Source organism: Lactobacillus sp. UMNPBX12, from assembly GCF_002553955.1.
GTDB classification, from domain to species: Bacteria; Bacillota; Bacilli; order Lactobacillales; family Lactobacillaceae; genus Lactobacillus; species Lactobacillus crispatus.
The window spans coordinates 15973-38522 of sequence record NZ_PCYY01000018.1 but is presented as its reverse complement, the minus strand read 5'-3'; the positions used below and the strand labels follow the sequence as shown (position 1 = coordinate 38522).

The following is a 22550-nucleotide window of genomic DNA, read 5'->3' as shown; positions in this document are numbered from 1 at the left end:
AGCAGGTCATTGACAGCCTGTTGGAGCTTTTGTCTAAATAAATCATTAATTTTATCCTGATTGAATAGAGCATTAGCCATATCTTTGGTAAAATCATTCATGAAGGAATCTCTTTTCTAGTATGTTTTTCGTTCAAATCAATCATACGGGAAAAGGATTCCTTTTTCTAATATTCAGGGAAATAAAATTAAGGAAATATTCATCCTTACACAAACTATTTTACGGTCTCCATATGCATTTCCTCGAATTTCTATAATTTGATTTAAAAATGATTGTAACATAAAAAGAACATTAAAATAAGCACTATAGTAAAACAGTTATTAAATTAATTCCTATATTTTTGCGATAATTATATTACTATTGCCTATTATAGCAATTTTACTATGACATTCAGCACTAGTATCTCAACTGTAATTTTTTAATTACAAATCTATTATCGTAAAAAGGGTAAACAAAAAAGACCATAGTTTGTACTATGGTCTATGGCTATTTGTTCTTATTTTAATTCGAGCTTATCAATATCAACCATCCATGCAATTGCAATTGATTTCTCTCCTAAGTGTGTAGCGATTACTGGACTAAATTCAGCTACATCAACTGGCTTATCTGGAAAGTTTTCATTAACAAATTGCTTAATTTGCTCCGCTTGCTTTAAATCATTTGAGTGAAATACAAACAAGCGGAGCTTATCTTTATAAGGCAAATTTGCTGTCTTATCTAAAGTTAATTTTTCTACCTTAGAAACAGCACGCTTTAATGATCTGATCTTATCAAAAGCAACGATTTTTCCTTCATCATTAAAAGTTAACAAAGGCTTGATTTGAAGCATTGTCCCAATAAAAGCACCGGCATTGCTTAAACGGCCACCACGACTTAAGTTTTTAAGATCATCTACTACAAAGAATTCATCAATTGTCTTACGTATCTCATCTAATTTCTTTAAGATAGCCTCTGGTTCCATACCATTTTTTATCATTCTTGCGGCAGCTAACACCAAGTAGCCTTGCAATCTAACTGTCATCTTAGAATCGTATGGATATAAATTATATTCAGGATTGTTATGTGCCATATTTACCATATTTTGATAAAAGCCTGAGATACCACTGGACAAAGTGATAGCGATAATAGCTTCATAGCCTTCTCCGTGTAATTTATTACATAATTCTATCATTTGACCCATGCTGGGCTGTGAAGTTTTAGGAAAAGCAGCACCTTGTCTCTCCATCTCAAAAAGCTGGGTGGAAGTGATATTAACGCCTTCTGAATATTCCTTATCACCTACGATGACAGGAATAGGAACTACATTAATATCATTATTTTTAACTTCTTGATCAGTTAAGACACTAGTACTGTCAGTAACTAATGCAATTTTCAATTTATTAACCCTTCCCATATCTAATTTAGCATAGAAAAATTATAGCATAAAAGGCACCTATCACGCACCCTATTCCATTTTTTCTAGGGTCATAGAAGTATCAGCGACTTGATTTAATTGCTTAATAAATAAATTAGCAGCATCTCTGTCAAAATAGACAAATAATAAATTCTCAATCTTAGTCAGAGTTTTTTTTAGTTCTTTAGCTTTAGTCACGCCAGCTTCACTTAGATTCACAATCTTGCTTGAATCTTTTTCCGATCTAGTGATATTAATAAAGCTCATAGTCTTCTTTTGCTGCAATTGACGACTTAAGGTTGATAATGAAATATTAAGCGCTTCTGCCAGCTTCCCCATCGCTAATGCTTGATTTTTGTTTTCATCAAAAAATAGCAAAATTCGAGTTTGTGAAATATTTAAGCCACATTTGTGATTTATTTCTTTTTTCACTTGATCTGCGATCGTACTAAAAAATAATACATCCATTCGTATAGTCCTTTTTCTCCAATGTAGATTACTATATACTTGTATTTTATCATTTAATATTACATTTGATAATACCAAAAGGCTAATTTATCAGCAATATTGTATAATACAATGCACTTTTTATGTTGTAATATACAACTGAATGATATAGCAGACTTAGCGTGAAACATTTACTACTGTATTGTAGGCTTTAATTATGATTAGCTATAACTTATAAATATAATCATTTTAGAATCTGACTAAAAATTGATATAATATTACACGAACTTTGAGGTGATATTTATGGCATTTGATGGATTATTTATCCATAGTTTATTAAAAGACTTAGTCCCTACTCTGGTAGGTGGTCGCTTATCAAAAATTTATCAACCATTTGATCAAGACCTAGTCTTAATTTTTAGAAAAGATAGAAAGAATTATCAATTTTTAATTTCGGCCAATGCACAATATCCAAGAATGTATTTGACTAAACAAAACATTGCAAATCCTGATAAAGCACCTATTTTTGTCATGGTTTTAAGAAAATACTTAGAAGGTTCAGTTTTGCAATCGATTGAGCAAGTTGGCTTAGGTCGAATTGTCAACTTTCATTTTAGTAATCGAAATGAACTTGGTGATCAAGTCAAGCTCATGCTTTCTGTAGAATTAATGGGACGTCATAGTAATGTCATCCTTTATAATCAAGAAGACAATCACATTATTGATTTACTTAAGCGAATTAATCCTGATGAAAATAGAGCGCGTGTTTTACTGCCAAAAGCAAAATATGAGTTGCCCCCACTAAAACCAGGATTAAATGGGTTGACTCTATCAGAAAGTGAATTTAAACAATTAAGTAGTGAAAACCAGCCTAATGAAATTGCTCAAAAAATGGATGGCTTAGATAAAGATGATCGAACTGAATTATTAGGCTATCTTGAAGACGATTACACTTATTCATCTTTTAAGACCTTTTTTAATCAGTTTGACAATCCGCGTGCTTTTATTTTAAAAACACCTAGAAATAAGCGTAAGATTTTTTGTTATTTGCCCTATCATTTAGATTTAGAGAAAGAAAGCTCTAATCCAGATCTGAATGCTGGCTTAGATGAATTTTATGAATATCAGGCAACACGTGATTGGGTTAAGCAGCGTGCAGGACAAGTTGAACGTGTAGTTAAGAATGAGCAAAATAAACTAACTAAGAAAGTTAAAAAACTTGAGAAGCAATTAGATCTTGCTGAAAATTCAGAGGGCTATAGAATTAAAGGCGAAATTTTAAATGCAAATTTGGCTCAAGTAAAACCTGGAATGACTAAAGTTTCATTACCTAACTATTACGAAAATAATGCTCCATTAGAGATTAAATTAGATCCTGCTCTCTCCCCTGCTCGTAATGCGCAAAAGTATTTTACTCGTTACAAAAAGTTACGTGATTCTATTAAGCACATTAATGAACAGCTTCGTATTGCTAAGGATGATATTCGTTACTTTGATTCAATTCAAACAGCTATTGACAATGCGGATCCACAGGATATTGATCAAATTACAGATGAATTGATTAATCAAGGATATTTACGTAAACAAAAGAAAAATAAGCGTAGGAAGAAAATCACTGAACGCAATTTAAATGAATTTAAACTTTCATCTGGTAAACACGTATTGGTTGGTAAAAACAACTATCAAAACGATTGGCTTACTCTTAAAAAAGCTAATAAATCTGATTACTGGTTTCATGTTAAGAATATGCCAGGCTCACATGTGATCTTACGCGATGATCAGCCTACTGATCAAGATATTAAAGAAGCGGCTGAGATTGCAGCTTACTTTTCTAAGGCTAAAAATTCCGCTCACGTACAAGTTGATTATGTGCAAGACAAGCGTGTGAAAAAGCCTAATGGTGCTAAACCAGGATTTGTAATCTACACTGGACAAAATTCAATTGAAGTAACTCCTGAAGAAAAGGAAATTATGAATAAAAAAATTGAAAAATAAAAATCATCGAACTAGTTAGTTCAATGATTCTCATAAATGCAAAGTCATATCGACTTTGCATTTTGCTTTGCTTATTAAATAGGTTGAGTAGTTAAAGCCAATGATTCTAGAACGTCTAAAATCAATTCCGCCGTTTCGATACTTGAGAAAACAGGAATATGTGTATTCAGCGCTTCATCTCTGATGCGCGATGCATCTTCGCTAGCTGCATCAGACAAATTAGTAATATTAACAACCATGACGATCTTATGTTGACGAATTTTATCTAGTAGATTTCTAGGGTCTTTATGAACCTTCTCCACTACTCCAGTAGTAATCCCAGCTTCCGCAAACATATTAGCTGTTCCTTCGGTCGCAATTAATTTGAAACCCAAGCGATCAAATCGGCGAGCTAGTTGGGTCACGCGATTCTTGTCTTCATCTCTGACTGAAATGAAGATTGTTCCATAACTTGGAATATGTAAATCACTTGCTTCATATCCTTTGTATAAAGCCTTAGCTAGTTGAGTATCTCGACCCATTACAGAACCTGAGGATTTCATATTTGAATCGAAAGTATTACCACTTGAATAATTAAGAAATGAAAATACTGGCATTTTAATATGAATAAAATCGCTGTTTTGCCATAGACCATTAGGATATCCTAGCTCTGCTAAATTTTTGCCAATTAAAGCTTCTGTAGCACAAGTAGTGATATCCTTATCTAGTGATTTTGATAAAAATGCTACATTATGACCTGCATATGGTTTAATTTGCAATAGATATAGGTCATTATCAACGAATAAATAGTGCAGATTAAAAATACCTTTTGTTTTCAGCTGCTTAATTAATTTAATTGACTCTTGCTCAATCTTTTTTTGCTGCTCTTCGGTTAAATTTTGCGGCTGAATCACTGCAATTGAATCAGAGGCATGCGAACCTGTTTGCTCTAGATGTTCAATTATACCGGGCAAAGTTACATTGGTACCATCAGAGATAGCCGTTACCTCATATTTGTGTCCCTCAATAAAGCGAGAAATAGTTATTTGATCAAGTTGGTTTTCTGCTAAATATTTCTCTATTGCAGGAACATCATAAACAACTGCAGATTTTTGCTTGTTTTCTTTATTCATACCACCAATTAAAAGTGGAAAACCATATTTAGAAGCAAAAGCGAAAACCTGGTCTGTATCAGTTGTTTTATTTAATGCCGGGACCCGCTTTAAGGTAGTAAATTGTTGATCAAGCAAAGTAGTAATCTTATCCCGCGGATCGTCATTTGCCTTTTGCCCAATAACGTGCAAACCACATTTTTCCAACTCTTTACTCAATGCACTGATTCTTTTGCCAGAAAATTGAACTAATACATCAGAAATATTTTCTCTTTTAGCAACAGTTAGAATATTTTCAACTGTAATGGAATCAAAATAAACTCGGTCAATATTCTTATACCTTGATGAAATCGATTCGTCATTATTTGATAGAAGCACAGTAACATAGCCATACTTATGTAAAGTATCGGCTGCGTGAGCAATCATATAGTCAAACTCGCTAGTAACCGAAACTTGAAGCGGCAACATGCCCAAAATCAAGATCTTTTTTTCAGCATTTAAAGCTTGTGCTTCATTTTGAACATCATATGCACTGTAGTAAGCACAAACATTAGGTTTATATACACCTGCTGAGCCGTCGATCTTCAAATATGATGGCTGCAAGTCAATTTTATTAATCAAAGAGCGAACTTCAGTAACTGATTTTTGTAAAATCTTAGCTAATAATGGGTTAAAGAATCCATAGTCTTTAGCTTCTTGCAGCAAATCACGCGAAGGCTGCTCCTTCTCTTGTAATAACTTTTTGCCAAGTCTTACAATGTGAAGCAATTTCTGATAATAAACCGGATGCAAATGTGTTACTTTTTGTAATTCAGAATATGGAATATCTTGATCAATTGCGGCTAATAATTTAACTAAATGCAATTCATCAGGATGTGCCAAATCATTCAAAATATCTGCAGTGGATTTTTCTTTTTCTTTTATAAAAGCATGCCAACCCAATTCTAAATTAATAGTTGCATCTAAGCCTTTCAGAAAAGCAGTTTCAAAATTACGCCCTACACCCATTGCTTCTCCACTTGCTTGCATGCGACTTCCTAGCAAATAGTGGTTATAACCGGATTCAGCAAATGACCAATATGGCATTTTAATTGCTACTGCATCTAAGGTGGGTTCAATTGAGGCATTAAGTCCAGATAGAGGATCGGTAATCTCATTCAGTCGATAACCGATAGCAACTTTGCTAACGACATATCCCACATCATACATTCCAATTCTTTGAGCCCAAACAGAACTTCGCGTCAAACGCGGACGAATCGTCAAAAGCTTAGATCGAATTTGAGTTCCATGGTGTTTAATCGCAAAATGAAAACTAGCAAATCCAATGAGATCAAGATTAGACATGATTTTTCTAACGGTTATTCTTAACTCTTGAATATGATCATTGTTTAGGGTTAATGATGGCATCACAACTGCAGAGTCACCTGAATTAATACCTACAGCTTCAATAGATCCCGCAAAATTGATAAAAGCTAAATTGCCATCCTTATCACGGATTACGTCAACAATTACTTCTTCCCAACTAGATAAGTCTTCAGTTAAGCGATAATTCTTCCATGTAAAATTATCATTTTGCTTTTCTTCTTTAAAGTAACTGATTAAATCGGTAGGATTTGCAAATTGCAAATGTTCGTTGTGTACAAAACGGTTGTACTTAGTAACTAATACGGGAAAAGTGACTTTGTCGTTAATGCTTTCTAGCGCATTATCTAAATTATCCTGAATACTCTGATTAAGTTCCCAAGATTGCCCGGTATCAATATGTAGCTTAGTAAGCAACTCTGTCTTTTTCTGTTGATTCCCCATTTGTAGAGCACGCGAATTCAATGTTAGTAACTGAATTCCCATTTGTTCTAAAATGCCATCTTGTAATAACTTATGTGCAACCTTTAAACCATTAGTTGAACCATAAGCTGTCATAATTGCATCTGGCTCTTCCATCCGTAGAATTCTTTTCAGGAAGTCGAGAGTCATCGGTTCAAGATAGACTGTTACACCAGGTTTTTTATCAGTTGAAATTGTAGCTGGATTAGGATTGACTAGCACAACTTGAATGCCTTCTTCTGTCAAAGCATCAATTGCTTCTGTTGCCATAAGATCCATTTCTGCTACACTACCGATTAAAGTAGGGCCTGATCCGATAATTAAAACTTTATCTAAATCGTTTTCTAATGGCATATAACTACCCCATCATCTGTAAAAAATAATCAAAAATTTCATCTGCATCATTAGTGCCTGGTGCTCCTTCAGGATTAAAAGCAGTGGCGATCAATTTGTCCTTACTGTTCCAGAAGCCCGCCATCAGTTCACTGTGTAGATCAAAGTATTCACGATTCATATTCATCTTCACACTATCAGGCAACACTAGTTGGTCAATATTCATCGCTGTTTGCCAGATAGCATTACTATTTTGTTCAATCACTGGATAATTAATACCATCAAATTCTTGTGGTAATTGAACCAGTTCAAAGCCGAGATAATCGCTCAAAGTTAAAAAACCTAATCCGATTCCTAAAATTGGATACTTACCATAAAAATGATCTAAAACTGGCGTTAGCTGATTAATTACTTCTTCTGGTTTTCCTGGCCCATTTGAAATAATTATTCCTTCAGGACGTAAGTTTTCAATATCAATCGGACTGGCACTGTATGGTAAAACTGTCGTATTTACTTTTCGTAAAGATAAAGCACGCAGCATTGAGTGCTTTAGCCCAAGATCTAGCACAGCTACAGTTCGTCCAACATTAGGGGATGCATATGCATTCTTAGTTGAAACAGTCGCAGATTTATTTTTAGGTAAAACTAGTGCTTTAATCTGATCAAAGGCATGCTCGTCATTAGTATCCATGATCGAAGCCTTAATTGTACCTTCTTCCATTAGACGATGAACTAAAGCACGAGTGTCAACTTTGAAAATTGCAGGGATGTTCTTTTCTTTCAAAAAAGAACTTAAATCTTCAAAATTTTCACTATCTGAAATATTTAATGCAATATCGTTAGCAATAATCCCTTTAACTACGGGATCAATACTTTCATAATCAATGGCATTAATACCGTTATTACCAATCATTGGTGAAGTAAAGACCAAAATTTTACCAGCATTAGTAGGATCTGTTAATGCTTCTTGGTAGCCAAAATTAGCCGTTTGAATTGCTAATTCACCGGTTGAAATAATACTGGCACCAATTCCTTCACCTGGAAATGAACTGCCATCTTCTAAAATCAAATACCGTTTCATATTATCACTTACTTGTTTGTTCTAGTTGAGCCAACGTTTCTTGAAAAATTTGTGGTGGTTCTACACTAAACTCTAGCCATTCGCCAGTACTTGGATGTTTAAATCCTAATACTTTAGCATGCAAAAATTGACCATGACCTTTCAAGGTTTTACGTGGACCGTATAATGGGTCTCCTGCAACCGGATGTCCAATATAGTCAAGATGAACTCTAATTTGATGGGTTCTTCCAGTTTCAAGCTGACACTCAATTAAGCTATAATCCTTGAACTGCTCAAGCACCTTGAAGTGAGTAATAGCTTTTTTGCCTGTTTCAACTACCGCCATTTTCTTGCGGTCATATGGATTGCGACCAATTGGTGCATCAATTACCCCATTTTTTTCCGCAAAATTACCATGAACAATTGCCCAATAAAGACGTTTGTTAGTCTTATGAGCCAATTGATCTTCTAATGATTCACGAGCCTTGGCGGTCTTAGCGATCATTAATAAACCAGATGTATCTTTATCAATCCGGTGGACAATTCCAGGACGAAATCCTTCTGGTGATTGTGCTAAGGCCTTGGTGTGATATAACAACGCATTTACTAAAGTATGATCTGGATGACCTGGTGCGGGATGCACTACCATACCTTGAGGCTTGTTAACTACAATGACATCATCGTCTTCATACACGATATCAAGTGGAATATTTTCGGGTATAACATCTAACGGTTTAACCGCTGGAATATTAACTTCGATTTTATCTCCCGCCTGAATCTTATAAGATACTTTTTCGACTTTGCCATTAACTAGGATATTTTGGTCTTTAACCAGTTCTTTAACTCTAGTTCGAGATAGATCAGGAATTTGTTCTGAAACGAACTTATCTAAACGTCCCTTTTCGTTTTTTACTTCAAGTGAATATTCTTTAGTCATGTTGTTCTTCCTTACCTTCAATAAAAATTAAGTAAATGAACACAAGGATTACTCCAACAGTAATTGCGGAATCCGCAATATTAAAAATGTTGAAGTGAACAAAATCAAGCTGAAGCATATCAACTACATATTTTAAATGCAAACGATCAATAAAATTACCAACAATTCCACCTAAGATGAGGACTAAACCCGCATCAAACAAGGTATTCTTGTACTTTTTGTTAAAAAGAAAATACAAGCAAACACTAATGGCAATAATACTGATAATGTAAAAAAGCCACATTTGACCAGTTAAAATGTTCCAAGCCGCGCCATTATTTTGTAGATAATTAAAAGAAAGAATTCCAGGAATAATCTGGTGTACTTCTCCTATAGCATAATGAGCAACAATATAATTTTTTAGTCCTTGATCAGCAAGAACGACAACTAATGAAATAATTAAATATAAAAATTGCATATTTTTTAGAATAATCCACTAATTTTACCATTGTTATCAACGTCAATGTCTAAGGCTGCAGGATGCTTAGGTAAACCAGGCATATCTAGCACGTGACCAGTAGTGACTACGATAAAACGAGCTCCATTTTTTAAACTAATTCCCTTTACATGAAGCTTAAAATCAGTTGGAGCACCTAACTCATTTTTATTATCACTGAATGAATATTGAGTCTTAGCAATAATTACAGGTAAGTTGGCTTTACCTAATTTTCGTAATTCAGAGATTTGTTTTTCAGCTTTGTTGCTATATTCAACGCTTGCAGCATGATAGATCTTAGTAGCAACTTTTTCAATTTTGTCTTTAACATCGTCATCATCTGCATAAGTTGGAGTTAAATCTGCCTTGCCAGAGTTAGCCAAATCAACAACAGCTTGAGCAGCTTCTACACCACCCTTAGAACCTTCGCCATGATAAGTAACTACTTCAGCATTAATACCTTGTTCTTCAATTAATTGTTTAAGCAAAGCAAGTTCTTGGTCAGTATCTGAAGCAAAACGATTGATTAACACGATGACCGGCACATTGTATGAACGCATGTTGTTCATATGACGCTCGAGGTTTTTAAAACCTTCTTTTAAAGCATCTAGGTTTTCTTCATCTAAGTGATCAGTTGAGCCTAAAGCTTGATACTTCAATGCACGAACAGTTGCTACAACTACTGCAGCATCGGGCGTCTTGTCCAGATGTCTTGAGACAAAGTCCATGAACTTTTGCCCACCAAGATCACTACCAAAGCCGGCCTCAGTTAATACATAGTCGCTTAAATGCAAAGCCAAGTTTGTCGCAATGACGGAATTGGCTCCATGCGCGATATTAGCAAAAGGCCCCCCGTGCACTAATGCTGGTGTGTGTTCCAAGGTCTGTACTAAGTTAGGCTTCAGCGCATTAGACAATAGTGCAGCAATTGCACCTTGGAATCCTAACTGTTTAACATAAACCGGCTCATCATCTTTAGTGTAGCCAACTAGCATATCACCAATTCTACTCTTTAAGTCGTTGATATCTGTTGCTAAACAGAGAATTGCCATTAATTCATTAGCAACAGTAATAGCAAAACTAGCTTGGTGCTCAACACCATTGAATTTAGAGCCTTGACCAACCGTGATTTTTCTTAAAGCACGGTCATTAACATCAAGCCCACGCTTAAGTAAAATTCGGTCAGGATCAAGATTTAGGCTATTGTCTTGGTAGATGTAGTTATCAACTAAAGCTGCAAGTGTGTCAATTGCAGCAGTTAAAGCATGCATATCTCCTGTGAAGTGTAGGTTGATATCTTCCATAGGGATGATTTGTGCTTTCCCACCACCTGTAGCACCGCCTTTTAATCCAAAAACAGGTCCCATCGAAGGTTCACGCAAGGCGATCATCGTATTCTGGTGCAACTGATTGTGAATTGCATCCCCCAAGCCAATTGTAATCGTTGACTTACCTTCTCCAGCGGGAGTAGGAGAAATGGAGGTGACAAGCACTAACTTTCCCAACTTCTTGCCACTACGAATTCGATTGATAGCCTGCCAATTGATCTTAGCCTTATCATAGCCATAAGGTTCTAAATCCTCTGCCTTTAAGTTAACCTTAGCAGCAATTTCATTAATTGGTAATTCTTTGGTTTCTTGTGCGATTTCAATATCTGACTTCATTATTGTTTATTCTTCTTTCTAGACATCATTAAAATTGAATAGTTTTGGTAATCACTTTTTAATTGATAAATCTGAAAGTTGTGCCAATTTGCATGTAAAGTCATTTGATCAATTTTTACTTTTGAACGATATGGTAACTTAAGGATTAACTTATCCTTATCTTTTTGTAAATAAGAAAAAGTCCAAGTACAAATCGTCAAAATCACAAAAATGATACCAACTACTATTCCAGGTATACTAATTGCTTTGTTCCCTTCATAGCCCAAAATAAAGGCGATAAATAGAACGATTAAGAGCCAAGAATAATAGATAATTCCTGCAACTCCTAGAAACATGAAATGCCGTTTAGATTTTAGAATTTAGATCACACCCTATTTATTTAATCATGTCTATTGTATCAAAGATTTAATCAAAATAAGAGGGTTGAACTTACAGCAATTAAATATAAGTCCAATCCTCTATCACATTTATTTACTTTACTACTGCTATTTCGTCTCTAACCTTTATATTGCTTGAATCGATGCCAGGTTTTTGACCGTGAAGATTAAAGTCTAAATCAACTGTCGGTTGAAACAGTAAGACATGTGTTGAACCACCAAAGTGGAACATGCCCAATTGCTCACCTTTTTTGACATGCTGTCCAATACGAACAGTAATTTCGTTGTTTGATACATCTCCCATACCTACGGCTACAAAGCACATCAGGCCTATCTTAGGGTTATCAGCTTGAATAAAGATTACAGCACGTGTTGCAGTTGAAGTTAAAAAGGCTTGTGAGTCATTAGCAGCTACTGGATCAGCACCATTTGGATTTTCGAAACCTTGACTTAACGCTTCACCATAGTAGCTACCATTGATGTGATATGCTTTAACAATCTTACCACTAACTGGACTGTTCCAACGGTGATAGCTTAAGGCGCTTAAAAATGCCTGATAAATAGTGCCACCCTCGAATTTAGAAGTCCAAGGATCATTATGAAGTAGATCAAGCAAGGAATATGGTTGCCCCTTGATCCAAAACTTATTTTTCAAAGGAACATTTCTAGCAATTCTAAATGGAGCAGATTCACACGCGTTGGCAATTACATTTGGATCATCAGCATTCACTACTGGTCTAACGTCGTTTTTAAAAGTTCTAGTGAAAAAGTCATCCCATGATCTAAAACCTAGTTTTTGCTTTACATCATTTGATCGACAGTTAAATAAATCTAAGAAATCGTCACCTTTAGCTTCTTTAGCCATCTCATTTAGTGCAGTATTAGATAACCAACCCTTGTCTGAAGTATTCAACACATAAGTTGAATCTTCCGATTGTAAATATCTTCCCCAATAATTAAGGATATTTCTAAATCGTGCATTAACTTTGGGATCATTAAACAGAACGTAACCAGCTTTAGTCCCCATTGGATAGTCTAAAATAGCATTAATCGGGGTACCAACTAGTCCTGTTGTATTTCCTGGATAATCACCAGTTTTCGTATCATCAGTGTCTGAACCTAGTGAAATGTACGTGATCTTAATAGGTTCAAAGTGATCACCATGTTTAACAACTTCAACAGCTTTGGCATTTCGATTTGGAGTATAACCTTGAATTTCTGGGGCATTGTATTCACTAAAACTACCAATTGTCCAGTTACTATACTTAATCACCTTCCCTGTTTGCTAATGTGCGATAAAGAAGTAATAGAAGTGTAAAAAATTTTGCCGTTCCTATCCGGCACTTAGGGCTGTGTCGGATAGGTCAGGCGTTAGGCTTCCGGCAAGTCTATCTTGCCGACAAAGCTGTAATAAATCTCAATGTCCTGCCTGCGGGTGCCGTTCTCGTCATAGCTGCACTCATGCACGACGATTTTCTCAATCATTTCCCGCAAGAGGGTGGGGGTCAATTCTTCAAAAGCAAGGTGCTTTCTCACAATCCCCATGAATTTCTCGGCGTTGACGGTGGCGGCCTGCGACTTGGAAAGTTCCTCCTGCAAAGCGGCAGCCCGGTCTTTCAGTTCCCGCTGCTCCTGCTCATAGTCCGCCGACAGCTCCATGAAACGCTCGTCGCTGATTTTGCCGCTTACATTGTCCTCATACAGCCGCTTGATAATGCGGTTCACTTCGGCAATGCGTGTCTGGGCCTGTTCAAGCTGCTTCGTGGCTGCGGCGGTCTTTCTCTTGCCGCCGATTTCGTTCTGCTGGATGAGCAGCTTTACAAAGCGGCTCTCATGCCTGGCGGCGTATTCCGTCACTTGCCGGAGATTGGAAAGCACGCCCGCCGTCAAAAGGTCGGTGCGGATAAAGTGTGCCGTACAGTCACGGGTACGCTTCTTGTAGCTGCCGCAGATATAACAGTCCTGCTTGCGGTTCTTGTTCTGATACCGCTGCTGATACAGCACATGGCCGCAGTCGGCGCAGAACAGCATACCAGAGAACAGCCCCACTTCATCATAGCGGTTCGGGCGTTTTCGCTGCTTGCGTAACTCCTGCACACGCTCCCATGTTTCCGTGTCGATAATCGGCTCATGGTGATTTGGGAAGATAGCCTGCTTCTCGATGGGGTTCTCAACGCTGTGCTTGACCTTGTAAGAGGGCTTCTCCGTCTTGAAGTTTACCAGACAGCCAGTGTACTCCCGGTTTTCCAGCAGATGGACGGCGGTGCGGTCAAAGTCGCCGCCCAGCTTCCGGGCGGTGATAGGCTTCGTCCTGTCTGGCGTGAGGTAGGACAGCCGCCCCCGGCTCTCCTTGACGGTCACACCCTCCCGCAACAGCAGAGAGGAAAACTCGTCAAAGCTGGCAGCGGTGGCAAGGGCTTTCCGTAGGGTCTGCCGCAGCTTCTCCTTGTTCGTTTCAAACTTGGTCTGCCGGGGCGTGATACCGCCTGCAATCATGGGGGCGTTCTGCTTGTCCAGTGCGGCCTGTCCCTTTTTCTGCGCCCAATATTCCCGGTCTGTGACACGGTTCTTGCTGCCGTTCAAGAGGTCGATTTGGTAAAGTCCTTCCCGGTGGCACATCTCCATGACCTCGGACTTGAAGTAGCGTAGGGCTGCGTCGGTGCAGCGGTGCTTGCACCCGGCTTTCGTGTCCGCTGGCCTGTCCATGTAGGGCAGGAACGGCACTTCCTCTATCCGCAGGCTGTTAATGACGATATGCACATGGATGTTGCCGCTGTGGTTATGCCCGTCCGGGTGGGTGCAGACAAGGGCCTGATGGCCGGGGAAATGCTCTTTACAGAATTGCTCCCCCAACGCCTGCGCCCGGTCTACGGTCAGGCCGTTGTCCGGCCCGTCCCGTGGGTCAAAGCTGATGATATAGTGGTGGCTTTTCACATCCTCCCGCCGCTGATTTTTCTCATAGCGGAGATTGGAGCGCATACACGCAACGGCAAAATCCTCGCCGCCGCAGTTCAGCGTGGACAAGCGATAATCCTCACGGGGGATAAGCCTGCCGTTTTCATCAAGGACGGGCTTCATAGTAAATTCGTCATGCTCAAAGAGCAGGTATTGTTCGGCGGCTCCGTAGTCGGCGTTCTTAGAGCCTAAATGCTTGAGTGTTGCCAACGGCGTCACCTACTTTCTTTAGGACTTCATACTTGAGGGCGGCAAGGTCGGCGGCCGCTTCCCGCAATTCCTTTGCCATAGCCGGGTAGGGGCTATGCCACTCGTTGAGGGTGCGGGCAATCTGGTTGAGATTGCCGCCAATCCTGCCGTACTCGGCTGTGAGCTTCCCGACAGCGGAGAGCAGCTCGTCATTGACTGACGACACATGGAGTACGGGGCGTATGGTAGTGCGCCGGATGGCCTGCCGGAGAAATTCGGACTGACTGATACCATAGGGCGCAAGCCGTTCTGTGAAGTCGGCGTATTCTTCATCGGTCAGCCGGGTTTTCACAACATGGCTGCGGTGGGGGGTGTTGTATCGCTTCGGCATGGGCTGTAAACCTCCTTTCACTTATCACAAAAAATGGGCTGGTCTGTTAGCTATTTTCGGGGCATTTCCTGTCTGCCGGACAGAAATATTTTTGCGGCGTAAGCCGCATAGCAGGGTTTGGGGAAGGCACTCCCCAACAAGTTTCCCGCGAGGGGCAAAACCGCAGAATTGCGGATTTTGGCACCGTGGTAGAAACTTGCTCTAAGTAAGCCGTAGATTTCCCCTTGCACTTACTACTCGTATAGCTGCCGCCTGTTTTGGCCGGATTTCTGCAAAAATCTTACGGCGTGGGGCGATTTTTACCCGCAGTTCTTTCTTTCCGCTAAAGATACATTTCAAAGGCCGCCAGCTACCCGCTTGCCGGGAATTTTCTCAAATTTTCCTTTGCCTTAGAAATACAGAAAATGCAGATTTGGCTACCGCCGCAGAAAATTTTTTGTTTCCGGCTTCACCTACCTACTACGGATGACTTTGCGATTTTGCCAAACGGATAAAGAAAAAAGCAGCAAATCTTTTTCAGACTTACTGCTTTCGCTGGCCGCCGATGGGCGGTGGATATTCAGTTTTGAAAGTTCAGGTCAGGTTGGCCCGATGATGGATAGCACAATAAATTCCTGTTTTCCCTTTAAGGCATTGTGAATTTTTTCTATTTCTCTTGATGATTATTTTTTTCATAATCAATCAATGTACCTATAACAATTCCAATCAACATTCCGATACCTGCACAAATAGAAATAGCAAAAAGATTTTGCAAAAACGCCCATGCCAACACACCTATGCAACCACCGACAATAAATCCTGTTAATAAGCCAATAGTTAAGTATTTATTACTTTTCATATTGCTATATCTCCCCTAAAAGTATATTTGTCGTTGGTTCTATTATACTATGACCTGCTTCCTTTAGGAATAGATGAATTGTAAACTGGCTGGAGTGAAACCGCTAATGACAGCCAGTGTTTGTTCTTTGTTTATCGGTCAAAGCGAAATTTGAACAGGGCGGCAATGAGCTGTTGCTTTATATGTTCCTCAACTTCGGCGTTGACTTTCCCGTGTACTTTGGAACAGTAGCGGATATATCCGGCATAGTGGGAAAGAATGGTGTCGATTGCGTCCGGGTCGCCCTCATGGGCTTTGACGATTGTTTCATAGGGGAGAAGTTTACTCATAGTCATTTCCCTATCTTCTGAAACATATAGCGCACCTTGTCCAGGCGGCTGTTTGGACGGCGGGGCTGGATGACTGGCTTGCCGACAGCGGCCTGATACCCTTTCAGTTCTGTAAGGCATACGCTCTGCCCGTTGGTGTAAGAGGCCAGATCAGTACGGTATGCCTGTATACAGCGGGCGGGAATCTCGCCAGTAAAGACAACTTCATCCTTTTTTACCTGGACCGTTTCGATGGTGGCACAGTATTTCGGTGCATCATGATAAGCCCTGGAAAGATATTCCCGGGGCGCATAGAGGGTGAAGGAGAGATAAGGTTCCAGCAGTTGCGTCCCTGATTCCTTCAATGCCTGTTCCAATACAATCGGGGCCAATGAGCGGAAGTCCGCCGGCGTGCTGACCGGACTGTAATAAAGCCCGTATTCAAAGCAAATCTTACAGTCCGTTACGTTCCAGCCGAACAAGCCCTGCTCCAGCCCGTAACGGATACCATCCCTGACAGCGTTTTGAAAACTCTGGTTCAAGTATCCCAGCGAAACCCGGCTCTCGTATTGTACACCGGAGCCAAGCGGGAGTGGTGTAACAGACAGTCCGATGGATGCCCAAAACGGGTTGGGCGGCACCTCGATATGGATGGTGTGGCTGGCTGCTTTGAGCGGCCGCTCCATATAAATGACGTTGGGTTCCTTTACCACTGTTTCAAGCTTGTATTTTTCCGACAGCAAAGCGGAAACAACCTCCAACTGCACCCGGCCCAAAAAAGAAAGAATGATCTCATGGGTGATGGAATCCACCTCGCAGCGCAAAAGCGGGTCAGTATCCGCAAGTTGCGTAAGAGCGTCCAGCAGCCGTTCTCTTTGCGCTGCCGTTTTCGGCGCAATCGACGTCCGCAGCATGGGGAGGGGGGCCTCACGCCACCTTTTACGAGGGAGCCGGGTTGGGTCCCCTAATACATCGTTTAACCTCACGCTGTCGCTGGGAAGGATAACAATTTCACCCGGATAAGCGGTGTCTGTCCGAACAATTTTCCCTTTGGATGGAATACGCATCTCTGTGATTTTCAGCTTTTCTCTCCCGGCCAGGGCCACCGTATCCCGCAGGCGCAGCGTTCCGCTGTATAGCCGTAGATAGACACGCCGCTGGCCGCAATCTGTATACTCCACCTTGAAAACGCTGCCGCATAGGGCGGCGCTCCCCTGTTCCCCAATCGGTTGGAACAGCCCTGTCACCGCATCCATCAACGGTTGAATGCCAAGGCCCTTTTTGGCGCTGCCATAATAGACCGGGAACAGGGAGGCGTCTTGAACCCGCCGCTGTTCCTCCCGCACAAGTTTTTCCCGGCTGATTGGTTCTCCTGCGATATACTTTTCCAATAATTTATCGTTATTTTCGATGACCGCATCCCATGCTTCTATGTCGGTATTTTCCTCCAGGACTATTTCCGGGGACAGCGACACCGTCTGCTTGATGATAATATCGGCGGAGAGCTTATCCCGAACAGACTGAACCACGCTCTGCAAATCAACGCCAGCCTGGTCGATCTTGTTGATAAAGATAACGGTGGGAATGTTCATTTTCCGCAGGGCATGGAACAGAATACGGGTCTGGGCCTGCACGCCATCTTTAGCGGAGATCACCAAGATGGCCCCATCTAAAACAGCCAAAGAGCGGTACACCTCCGCCAAAAAATCCATGTGGCCGGGCGTATCCACAATGTTGACTTTACATCTGTGCCACTGGAAGGAAGTGACTGCCGCTTGAATGGTAATCCCACGCTGCCGCTCCAAAAACATGCTGTCCGTCCTCGTTGTCCCTTTTTCGACGCTCCCCGGTTCTGAAATGGCTCCGCTGGCATATAGCAGGCTCTCCGTCAAGGTCGTCTTTCCAGCGTCTACATGGGCAAGAATTCCAATATTGATTATTTTCATGTGATTGTCCTCCCTTTACTGCCCCGAAGGGCATAAAAAAATCCCCAGCAGTAAAATACTTTTACCACTGGGGATGATAATTTGCGGACATACACATATACAGCATACACCTGTTTGTGAGTGCTGTATATGTGTATGTCAAAATTGATAAGGCAAAAGTATTCTTAAATTGGGTACAAAAAACTAAGCCCCTACAAAAGGGACTATCATAATCCTTTGTTCCCACTATTTGATTATAGTTTTATTTAAGAATACCTTGCCGCATATTTTTTACTCCTTTTCTGGAATTGAATTAATTATATCACATCAGTTTTAGGAAAACAAGTATCTAAAAGAAATTTTTCTTCCCCTTATATGTAACAATCATACCGGCTTCCTAACGTTCAGAATGGTTTCTACTGTCTGCTGCGGTGTTTGGTTGGAATTGTCCAGCCAAAAGCCGATCCGTGGTGTTGTCTGCATTTTACTAAATACAAATTCAATGTATACAGAAAGAAATATATAAGGAGTGGGAGGGATTCCGCCGTAGTCGGCATTGTAGGAAAATCCAAAAGTTTAGATTTTCTCAAAATGCTTATCTTTTGGTCTTTGGTTCGGAATAGTGTAGTGCTGGCGGTCTATCTATTGTTTTCGGTTGCTTGCTTCTTTACCGTACATGAGCATTACTTCATCTAATGTCGCAGTTCTCGTTAGCGTTATCAATTGACTAGCATCAATGGTATTGCCATCAGGTCTGACTACCGTAATTTGACGTTTGATCATTTCGTTTAAATCATTTTGACTAACACCAGTTAGATAATTCTTACTTGGATTATCTGGCAACTTATCAGTTGACTGCTTTGGATCATTTGGTGTGATAACTATTACTTTATGCTTCAAATGAATATCAATTGGATCATTGTCAGAAGCTTTAAATTTATAGCTGGTTGGTAACATACTTACTAATTCATAACCTGCGGGGATGATAAAGTCACCATCATGATAGGTTAGTTTCTTCAGCTTGGCCTTGACCGATTTCTGCCTTATTAGCATTGGCATCCTGGTTAGGCTGAACTTCGATTGGCTTAGCAGTTGCACTAGGCTGCTCTACCCCCATTTTGAGTTTGAACATTAGAATTTTTTACTTTGCTTTCAGCTAATTGTCTAGCTTTAATAGTTGATTCGGGTTTAGAGACTGTCAAATTATTTTCTGTATGATTTTCAACAGAATTATCTGCAGTATTATCGTTTTCTTGAGAAGTTGGTTCAGCAGCCTTACCAGAAACATCATCTGTTTTATCTTTATTTAAACCAGCTTACACAGAAGAATCTGCTTTCTTCTGTACTACTTTCGCAGTTTGCACACCGCTATCTACCGTACTTGCTTGTACAGTATTTGTATTAATCGCACCAACGTAAAACAAAGTTGATAACAACACTGAAGTGACACCGATAGATAATTTACGTATTCCAAAATGCTGAACTTGATCCGCATTTTGCTGTAATTTATTTTTCAGTGTTTTCTTTCATGTCAAAGTCATATCAATCATTCTTCCTTATGTATTAATAAATTTTTCACATCATTATCTAGCAATTGTTATTATAATCTTGTTTGTAGTTATCGTATCAATGAAACATAACACAAAAGCTTTGGTCTTATTTTTAATAAAATTTCAGATTAAAAAAGCCGCGTCCGGTTTAGGGATGCGACTCGTCGATGTTATTAATTTTTTAAATATTCATCTAGTCTTTGTAAAATCTCAGCTCTTAGTGATTCAATTCTCTTAGCTATTGATTGCCACATGAATTTATCTTCAAAGCGGTCACAATAAGAGTAATATTCAGCTTCATTTATGTATTCTAATGCAGATAATGGATCTTCATCTGTACCATACCCTTTGTACAAACATAGCGCTAAACGATAATAAATATCTGATTTAATATCATCATCAATACCAGATTTATTAGCAAAATCTTCTGCTTTGATATAGTACTCAAGAGCCAAGTTGTAATTTTGTTTTATTGCATCTCCATAGAAGTAACTATCTCCTACTTTATAACAGGCTTCTGCACTACCGTCATCTGCGGCAATCTTAAAGCAGTAAAACGCCTTCTTGTAATCACGCTTCCCTGTACGACCATATTCATAAATATAGCCCAAATTACAGATAGCTTGAGTGTTACCTAGCTTTGCTGCATATTCATAATATTTTTGTGCTTTTAGGTAATCACCATTGCGGTAGGCCTCAGCGCCTATATCTAATAATTTATTTGATTTTTGGAATTTATCGTCTTCATCCATTATTCTGTCCTGATTATATCAAAATCTCTGAAAAACATGTTTATCGATAATTTAACACCATATCGATTATATCCTGTGCTTGCTGCAAATCTGCAGAACTGATCACTTTGACTTTATCTGGTATTTTAAAATCTTTATGATAATCAACAAATCGTTTAATTATATCCATATTCACCGAATATTCTCGATCATGATTGCGCTGTGCAAGAATTTTTAAGGCATGATTCAAAGACTTTTCACTGAATGGATCTTTAGAATTCAGCAATGGCTTAAAACAATCAATGACATATACTTGATAATCGACTGGCACTCTTTTCAGAATATCGCTGATTGGATTGAATCCATGACCAGCCAGATTCGTATTATCTATGACAGTTGGCAACTTATTCTGCAAACGTGTGTCTAGTTCTTCATAAAAAATATGCCATACAATTGATTCTGTTTGCGGGACAAAATTTATCTGAGTGTGACCATTATTAGAATTGATCCCATTTAGGCGAATTCTAATTTCATCTCCAGAAATAGTATAGTTTTGTAAATTATTCATCTTAATAAAACTAGATTTACCAGACGCTTGTGGTCCTAGCATTAAGATTAAAGGTATCTTTTTCATTTTATTGGTCATCTCGATAGAATAAATCTCTAAATTTCTTGTGCTTATACTGTTGTGCAAGTTGCGGTGTCTTCCAAGCAACACTATTTGTCCATAATTCTGCACCTTCACCAATAACTATAACAGACTGACCGCTTTCCGTATGAGCACCATAATAAATACCATCACCAGCACCTTGCATCCAGGTACGGACATTCAAGTAATCAATGTTATGGATCTTCTTCCCTATCATCTGTGCCATGCCCCAATTCTTAGTAGCATTTCTATAAGACTTGGACATGTCGCTATATAAATGCTCGTTAGCAAATTTAACGTTAATTTTATGTAACTCTAGTGAACTGTAGCCATCATTGATTTTATTTTGACTAATCTTAATAGTTTCTAGTTTGTCATCATCAGCAGGATAAGTATACCAAGTTCCTTGTAGTTCTTTTGGGACATTTAATAGTCCATCATCTCCAGGCAAGTTAGATTTTTTACCAGTAGAATTCGGAGAAGCATTATTAGAATCTGAACGTTCATCGTTAACTTTGGCATTTTTAGCCAAGCTATTCACCAACTTATCTGAATCCCGTTTATTCAAATAAGCAATCATTTCTTTCATAGTAACTGATTCTAGCTTTTTACCATTTAAAAAGAGATAATAAATATTTTTACCATTTATTTGTTTCAGAGTATATCCTGCATTTTCTGAAACCATGTAGGCTACTCCGCTACCTTCATTCATATATGAATAATCTGATTGATTCTTCAAATCAACTTCGATCCCATTTTGCTTGCCATTAAGCAAGACTTTATTCCAACTGCCAGAGTAACGATTACCTGCATATGCAACTACAACTGCAACAGTTTTTTGTGGAGTTAAGTCCTGAGCAGATAAATGCCCCATTCTTGTAGGCTTTTGATTATTTTTAGCAGTTTTTATAGTTGCATTTTTCTTTGGTGCAGTATTTTGCTTAGAGTTTTGACTGCATCCCGTTAAAGCTAAGCCAGCTAACAAAACTAACGATAGTTTCCCGATTTTTTTCATTTCATCCTCAACTTTCTAATCAACAATATTTTATCATTTATTTACCAGCTAAAAAGTGTCCAGAGAAAATGGTTCTAGCTGTCATTATACTTTCAGCTATTAAAGCACTACAATAGTGTGTACAGGGATACAGTCAAAGTACCTGCAATTCTAAATATTGGAAAGGAAGATTTCATGAAATATCTATCAAGAAATCAAGCAGAGCAATGGCTGAATCAACATACGCTTTACGGTCAAAAGAAAAATGGTTTCACCAATAAATTTATGAGAACGTTAAAGAATAGCTATCGTTTGGTTCCTGATAAAGATAGCATCTTCGGCAAGAAATACAGCATGCGAGAATTAAAAGAGTATGCGAATGACGTAAATCCTAGATAAAATGTCTAAGCAAATAGGCATCACT

Annotated in this window: 21 protein-coding genes and 2 pseudogenes; 2 read left to right on the top strand and 21 right to left on the bottom strand. The window is 39.0% G+C overall.

Annotation, left to right across the window (positions count from 1 at the left end):
* Positions 1-496 precede the first annotated feature (496 nt).
* Complete coding sequence (locus tag CP363_RS07835) at positions 497-1375, bottom strand: DegV family protein (protein WP_013086380.1); 879 nt, start codon at positions 1373-1375, stop codon at positions 497-499.
* Between the two features lie 69 nt (positions 1376-1444).
* Positions 1445-1861 (bottom strand): MarR family transcriptional regulator, encoded by a 417-nt coding sequence (locus tag CP363_RS07830; protein ID WP_005719632.1) that lies wholly within the window; start codon positions 1859-1861, stop codon positions 1445-1447.
* A 282-nt stretch (positions 1862-2143) separates the two neighbouring features.
* Here CP363_RS07830 and CP363_RS07825 point away from each other — a divergent pair, with 282 nt between their 5' ends.
* A complete protein-coding gene (locus CP363_RS07825) occupies positions 2144-3835 on the top strand; it encodes an NFACT family protein (protein ID WP_013086379.1) in 1692 nt (563 codons plus the stop codon).
* 74 nt (positions 3836-3909) lie between these two features.
* On the opposite strand, the gene CP363_RS07820 is transcribed toward CP363_RS07825, so the two are convergent.
* The 19 genes and pseudogenes from CP363_RS07820 to CP363_RS07735 form a co-directional block, all read right to left on the bottom strand.
* A complete protein-coding gene (locus CP363_RS07820; protein ID WP_098036090.1) occupies positions 3910-7104 on the bottom strand; it encodes a carbamoyl phosphate synthase large subunit in 3195 nt (1064 codons plus the stop codon).
* A gap of 4 nt (positions 7105-7108) precedes the next feature.
* A complete protein-coding gene (locus tag CP363_RS07815; protein WP_013086377.1) occupies positions 7109-8164 on the bottom strand; it encodes a carbamoyl phosphate synthase small subunit in 1056 nt (351 codons plus the stop codon).
* Between the two features lie 4 nt (positions 8165-8168).
* Positions 8169-9080, bottom strand: coding sequence for an RluA family pseudouridine synthase (locus tag CP363_RS07810; RefSeq protein WP_089143487.1), 912 nt, complete (start codon positions 9078-9080; stop codon positions 8169-8171).
* The gene (lspA, locus tag CP363_RS07805) at positions 9073-9537 is read right to left on the bottom strand and encodes a signal peptidase II (RefSeq protein WP_098036089.1); all 465 of its coding nucleotides are present in this window, start codon (positions 9535-9537) and stop codon (positions 9073-9075) included. Before lspA ends, CP363_RS07810 begins: the two co-directional genes overlap by 8 nt.
* 5 nt (positions 9538-9542) lie before the next feature.
* Positions 9543-11219 (bottom strand): formate--tetrahydrofolate ligase, encoded by a 1677-nt coding sequence (locus CP363_RS07800; RefSeq protein WP_098036088.1) that lies wholly within the window; start codon positions 11217-11219, stop codon positions 9543-9545.
* Positions 11219-11554: an EbsA family protein gene (locus CP363_RS07795; protein WP_098036087.1), complete on the bottom strand. Its 336-nt coding sequence runs from the start codon at positions 11552-11554 to the stop codon at positions 11219-11221. Before CP363_RS07795 ends, CP363_RS07800 begins: the two co-directional genes overlap by 1 nt.
* A gap of 136 nt (positions 11555-11690) precedes the next feature.
* A complete protein-coding gene (locus tag CP363_RS07790) occupies positions 11691-12869 on the bottom strand; it encodes a phosphatidylserine decarboxylase family protein (protein WP_223845429.1) in 1179 nt (392 codons plus the stop codon).
* Between the two features lie 98 nt (positions 12870-12967).
* A pseudogene (locus tag CP363_RS11210) lies at positions 12968-13861 on the bottom strand (DUF4368 domain-containing protein); the annotation flags it as partial.
* Positions 13844-14761, bottom strand: a pseudogene (locus CP363_RS11205) (relaxase/mobilization nuclease domain-containing protein); the annotation flags it as partial. The pseudogenes CP363_RS11205 and CP363_RS11210, both read right to left, overlap by 18 nt.
* Positions 14733-15131 (bottom strand): plasmid mobilization relaxosome protein MobC, encoded by a 399-nt coding sequence (locus tag CP363_RS07780; RefSeq protein ID WP_001126628.1) that lies wholly within the window; start codon positions 15129-15131, stop codon positions 14733-14735. The gene CP363_RS07780 and the pseudogene CP363_RS11205, both read right to left, overlap by 29 nt.
* Before the next feature lie 646 nt (positions 15132-15777).
* Positions 15778-15969 carry a hypothetical protein gene (locus CP363_RS10980; protein ID WP_000841357.1) on the bottom strand — a complete coding sequence of 64 codons (192 nt, stop codon included), beginning with the start codon at positions 15967-15969 and terminating at the stop codon, positions 15778-15780.
* 131 nt (positions 15970-16100) lie between these two features.
* Positions 16101-16298, bottom strand: coding sequence for a helix-turn-helix domain-containing protein (locus tag CP363_RS07770; RefSeq protein ID WP_001909500.1), 198 nt, complete (start codon positions 16296-16298; stop codon positions 16101-16103).
* A gap of 2 nt (positions 16299-16300) precedes the next feature.
* Positions 16301-18223 (bottom strand): tetracycline resistance ribosomal protection protein Tet(W), encoded by a 1923-nt coding sequence (tet(W), locus tag CP363_RS07765; protein ID WP_089147928.1) that lies wholly within the window; start codon positions 18221-18223, stop codon positions 16301-16303.
* Positions 18224-18844: 621 nt separating this feature from the next.
* Positions 18845-19255 carry a hypothetical protein gene (locus CP363_RS10825; RefSeq protein ID WP_167309361.1) on the bottom strand — a complete coding sequence of 137 codons (411 nt, stop codon included), beginning with the start codon at positions 19253-19255 and terminating at the stop codon, positions 18845-18847.
* Positions 19200-19334 (bottom strand): hypothetical protein, encoded by a 135-nt coding sequence (locus tag CP363_RS11135; protein ID WP_255404449.1) that lies wholly within the window; start codon positions 19332-19334, stop codon positions 19200-19202. The genes CP363_RS10825 and CP363_RS11135 overlap by 56 nt, the downstream gene beginning before the upstream one ends.
* 184 nt (positions 19335-19518) lie before the next feature.
* Positions 19519-19656, bottom strand: coding sequence for a hypothetical protein (locus tag CP363_RS07750; protein ID WP_233186520.1), 138 nt, complete (start codon positions 19654-19656; stop codon positions 19519-19521).
* Positions 19657-19925: 269 nt separating this feature from the next.
* Complete coding sequence (locus CP363_RS07745; RefSeq protein WP_061204713.1) at positions 19926-20504, bottom strand: tetratricopeptide repeat protein; 579 nt, start codon at positions 20502-20504, stop codon at positions 19926-19928.
* A gap of 40 nt (positions 20505-20544) precedes the next feature.
* Entirely contained in the window at positions 20545-21117 is a 573-nt protein-coding gene (locus CP363_RS07740; RefSeq protein ID WP_089143423.1) for an AAA family ATPase, read from the bottom strand.
* A 1-nt stretch (position 21118) separates the two neighbouring features.
* Positions 21119-22147: a hypothetical protein gene (locus CP363_RS07735; RefSeq protein WP_098036086.1), complete on the bottom strand. Its 1029-nt coding sequence runs from the start codon at positions 22145-22147 to the stop codon at positions 21119-21121.
* 174 nt (positions 22148-22321) lie between these two features.
* Here CP363_RS07735 and CP363_RS07730 point away from each other — a divergent pair, with 174 nt between their 5' ends.
* Positions 22322-22525, top strand: coding sequence for a hypothetical protein (locus CP363_RS07730; RefSeq protein ID WP_089150170.1), 204 nt, complete (start codon positions 22322-22324; stop codon positions 22523-22525).
* The last annotated feature ends 25 nt before the right edge of the window (positions 22526-22550 follow it).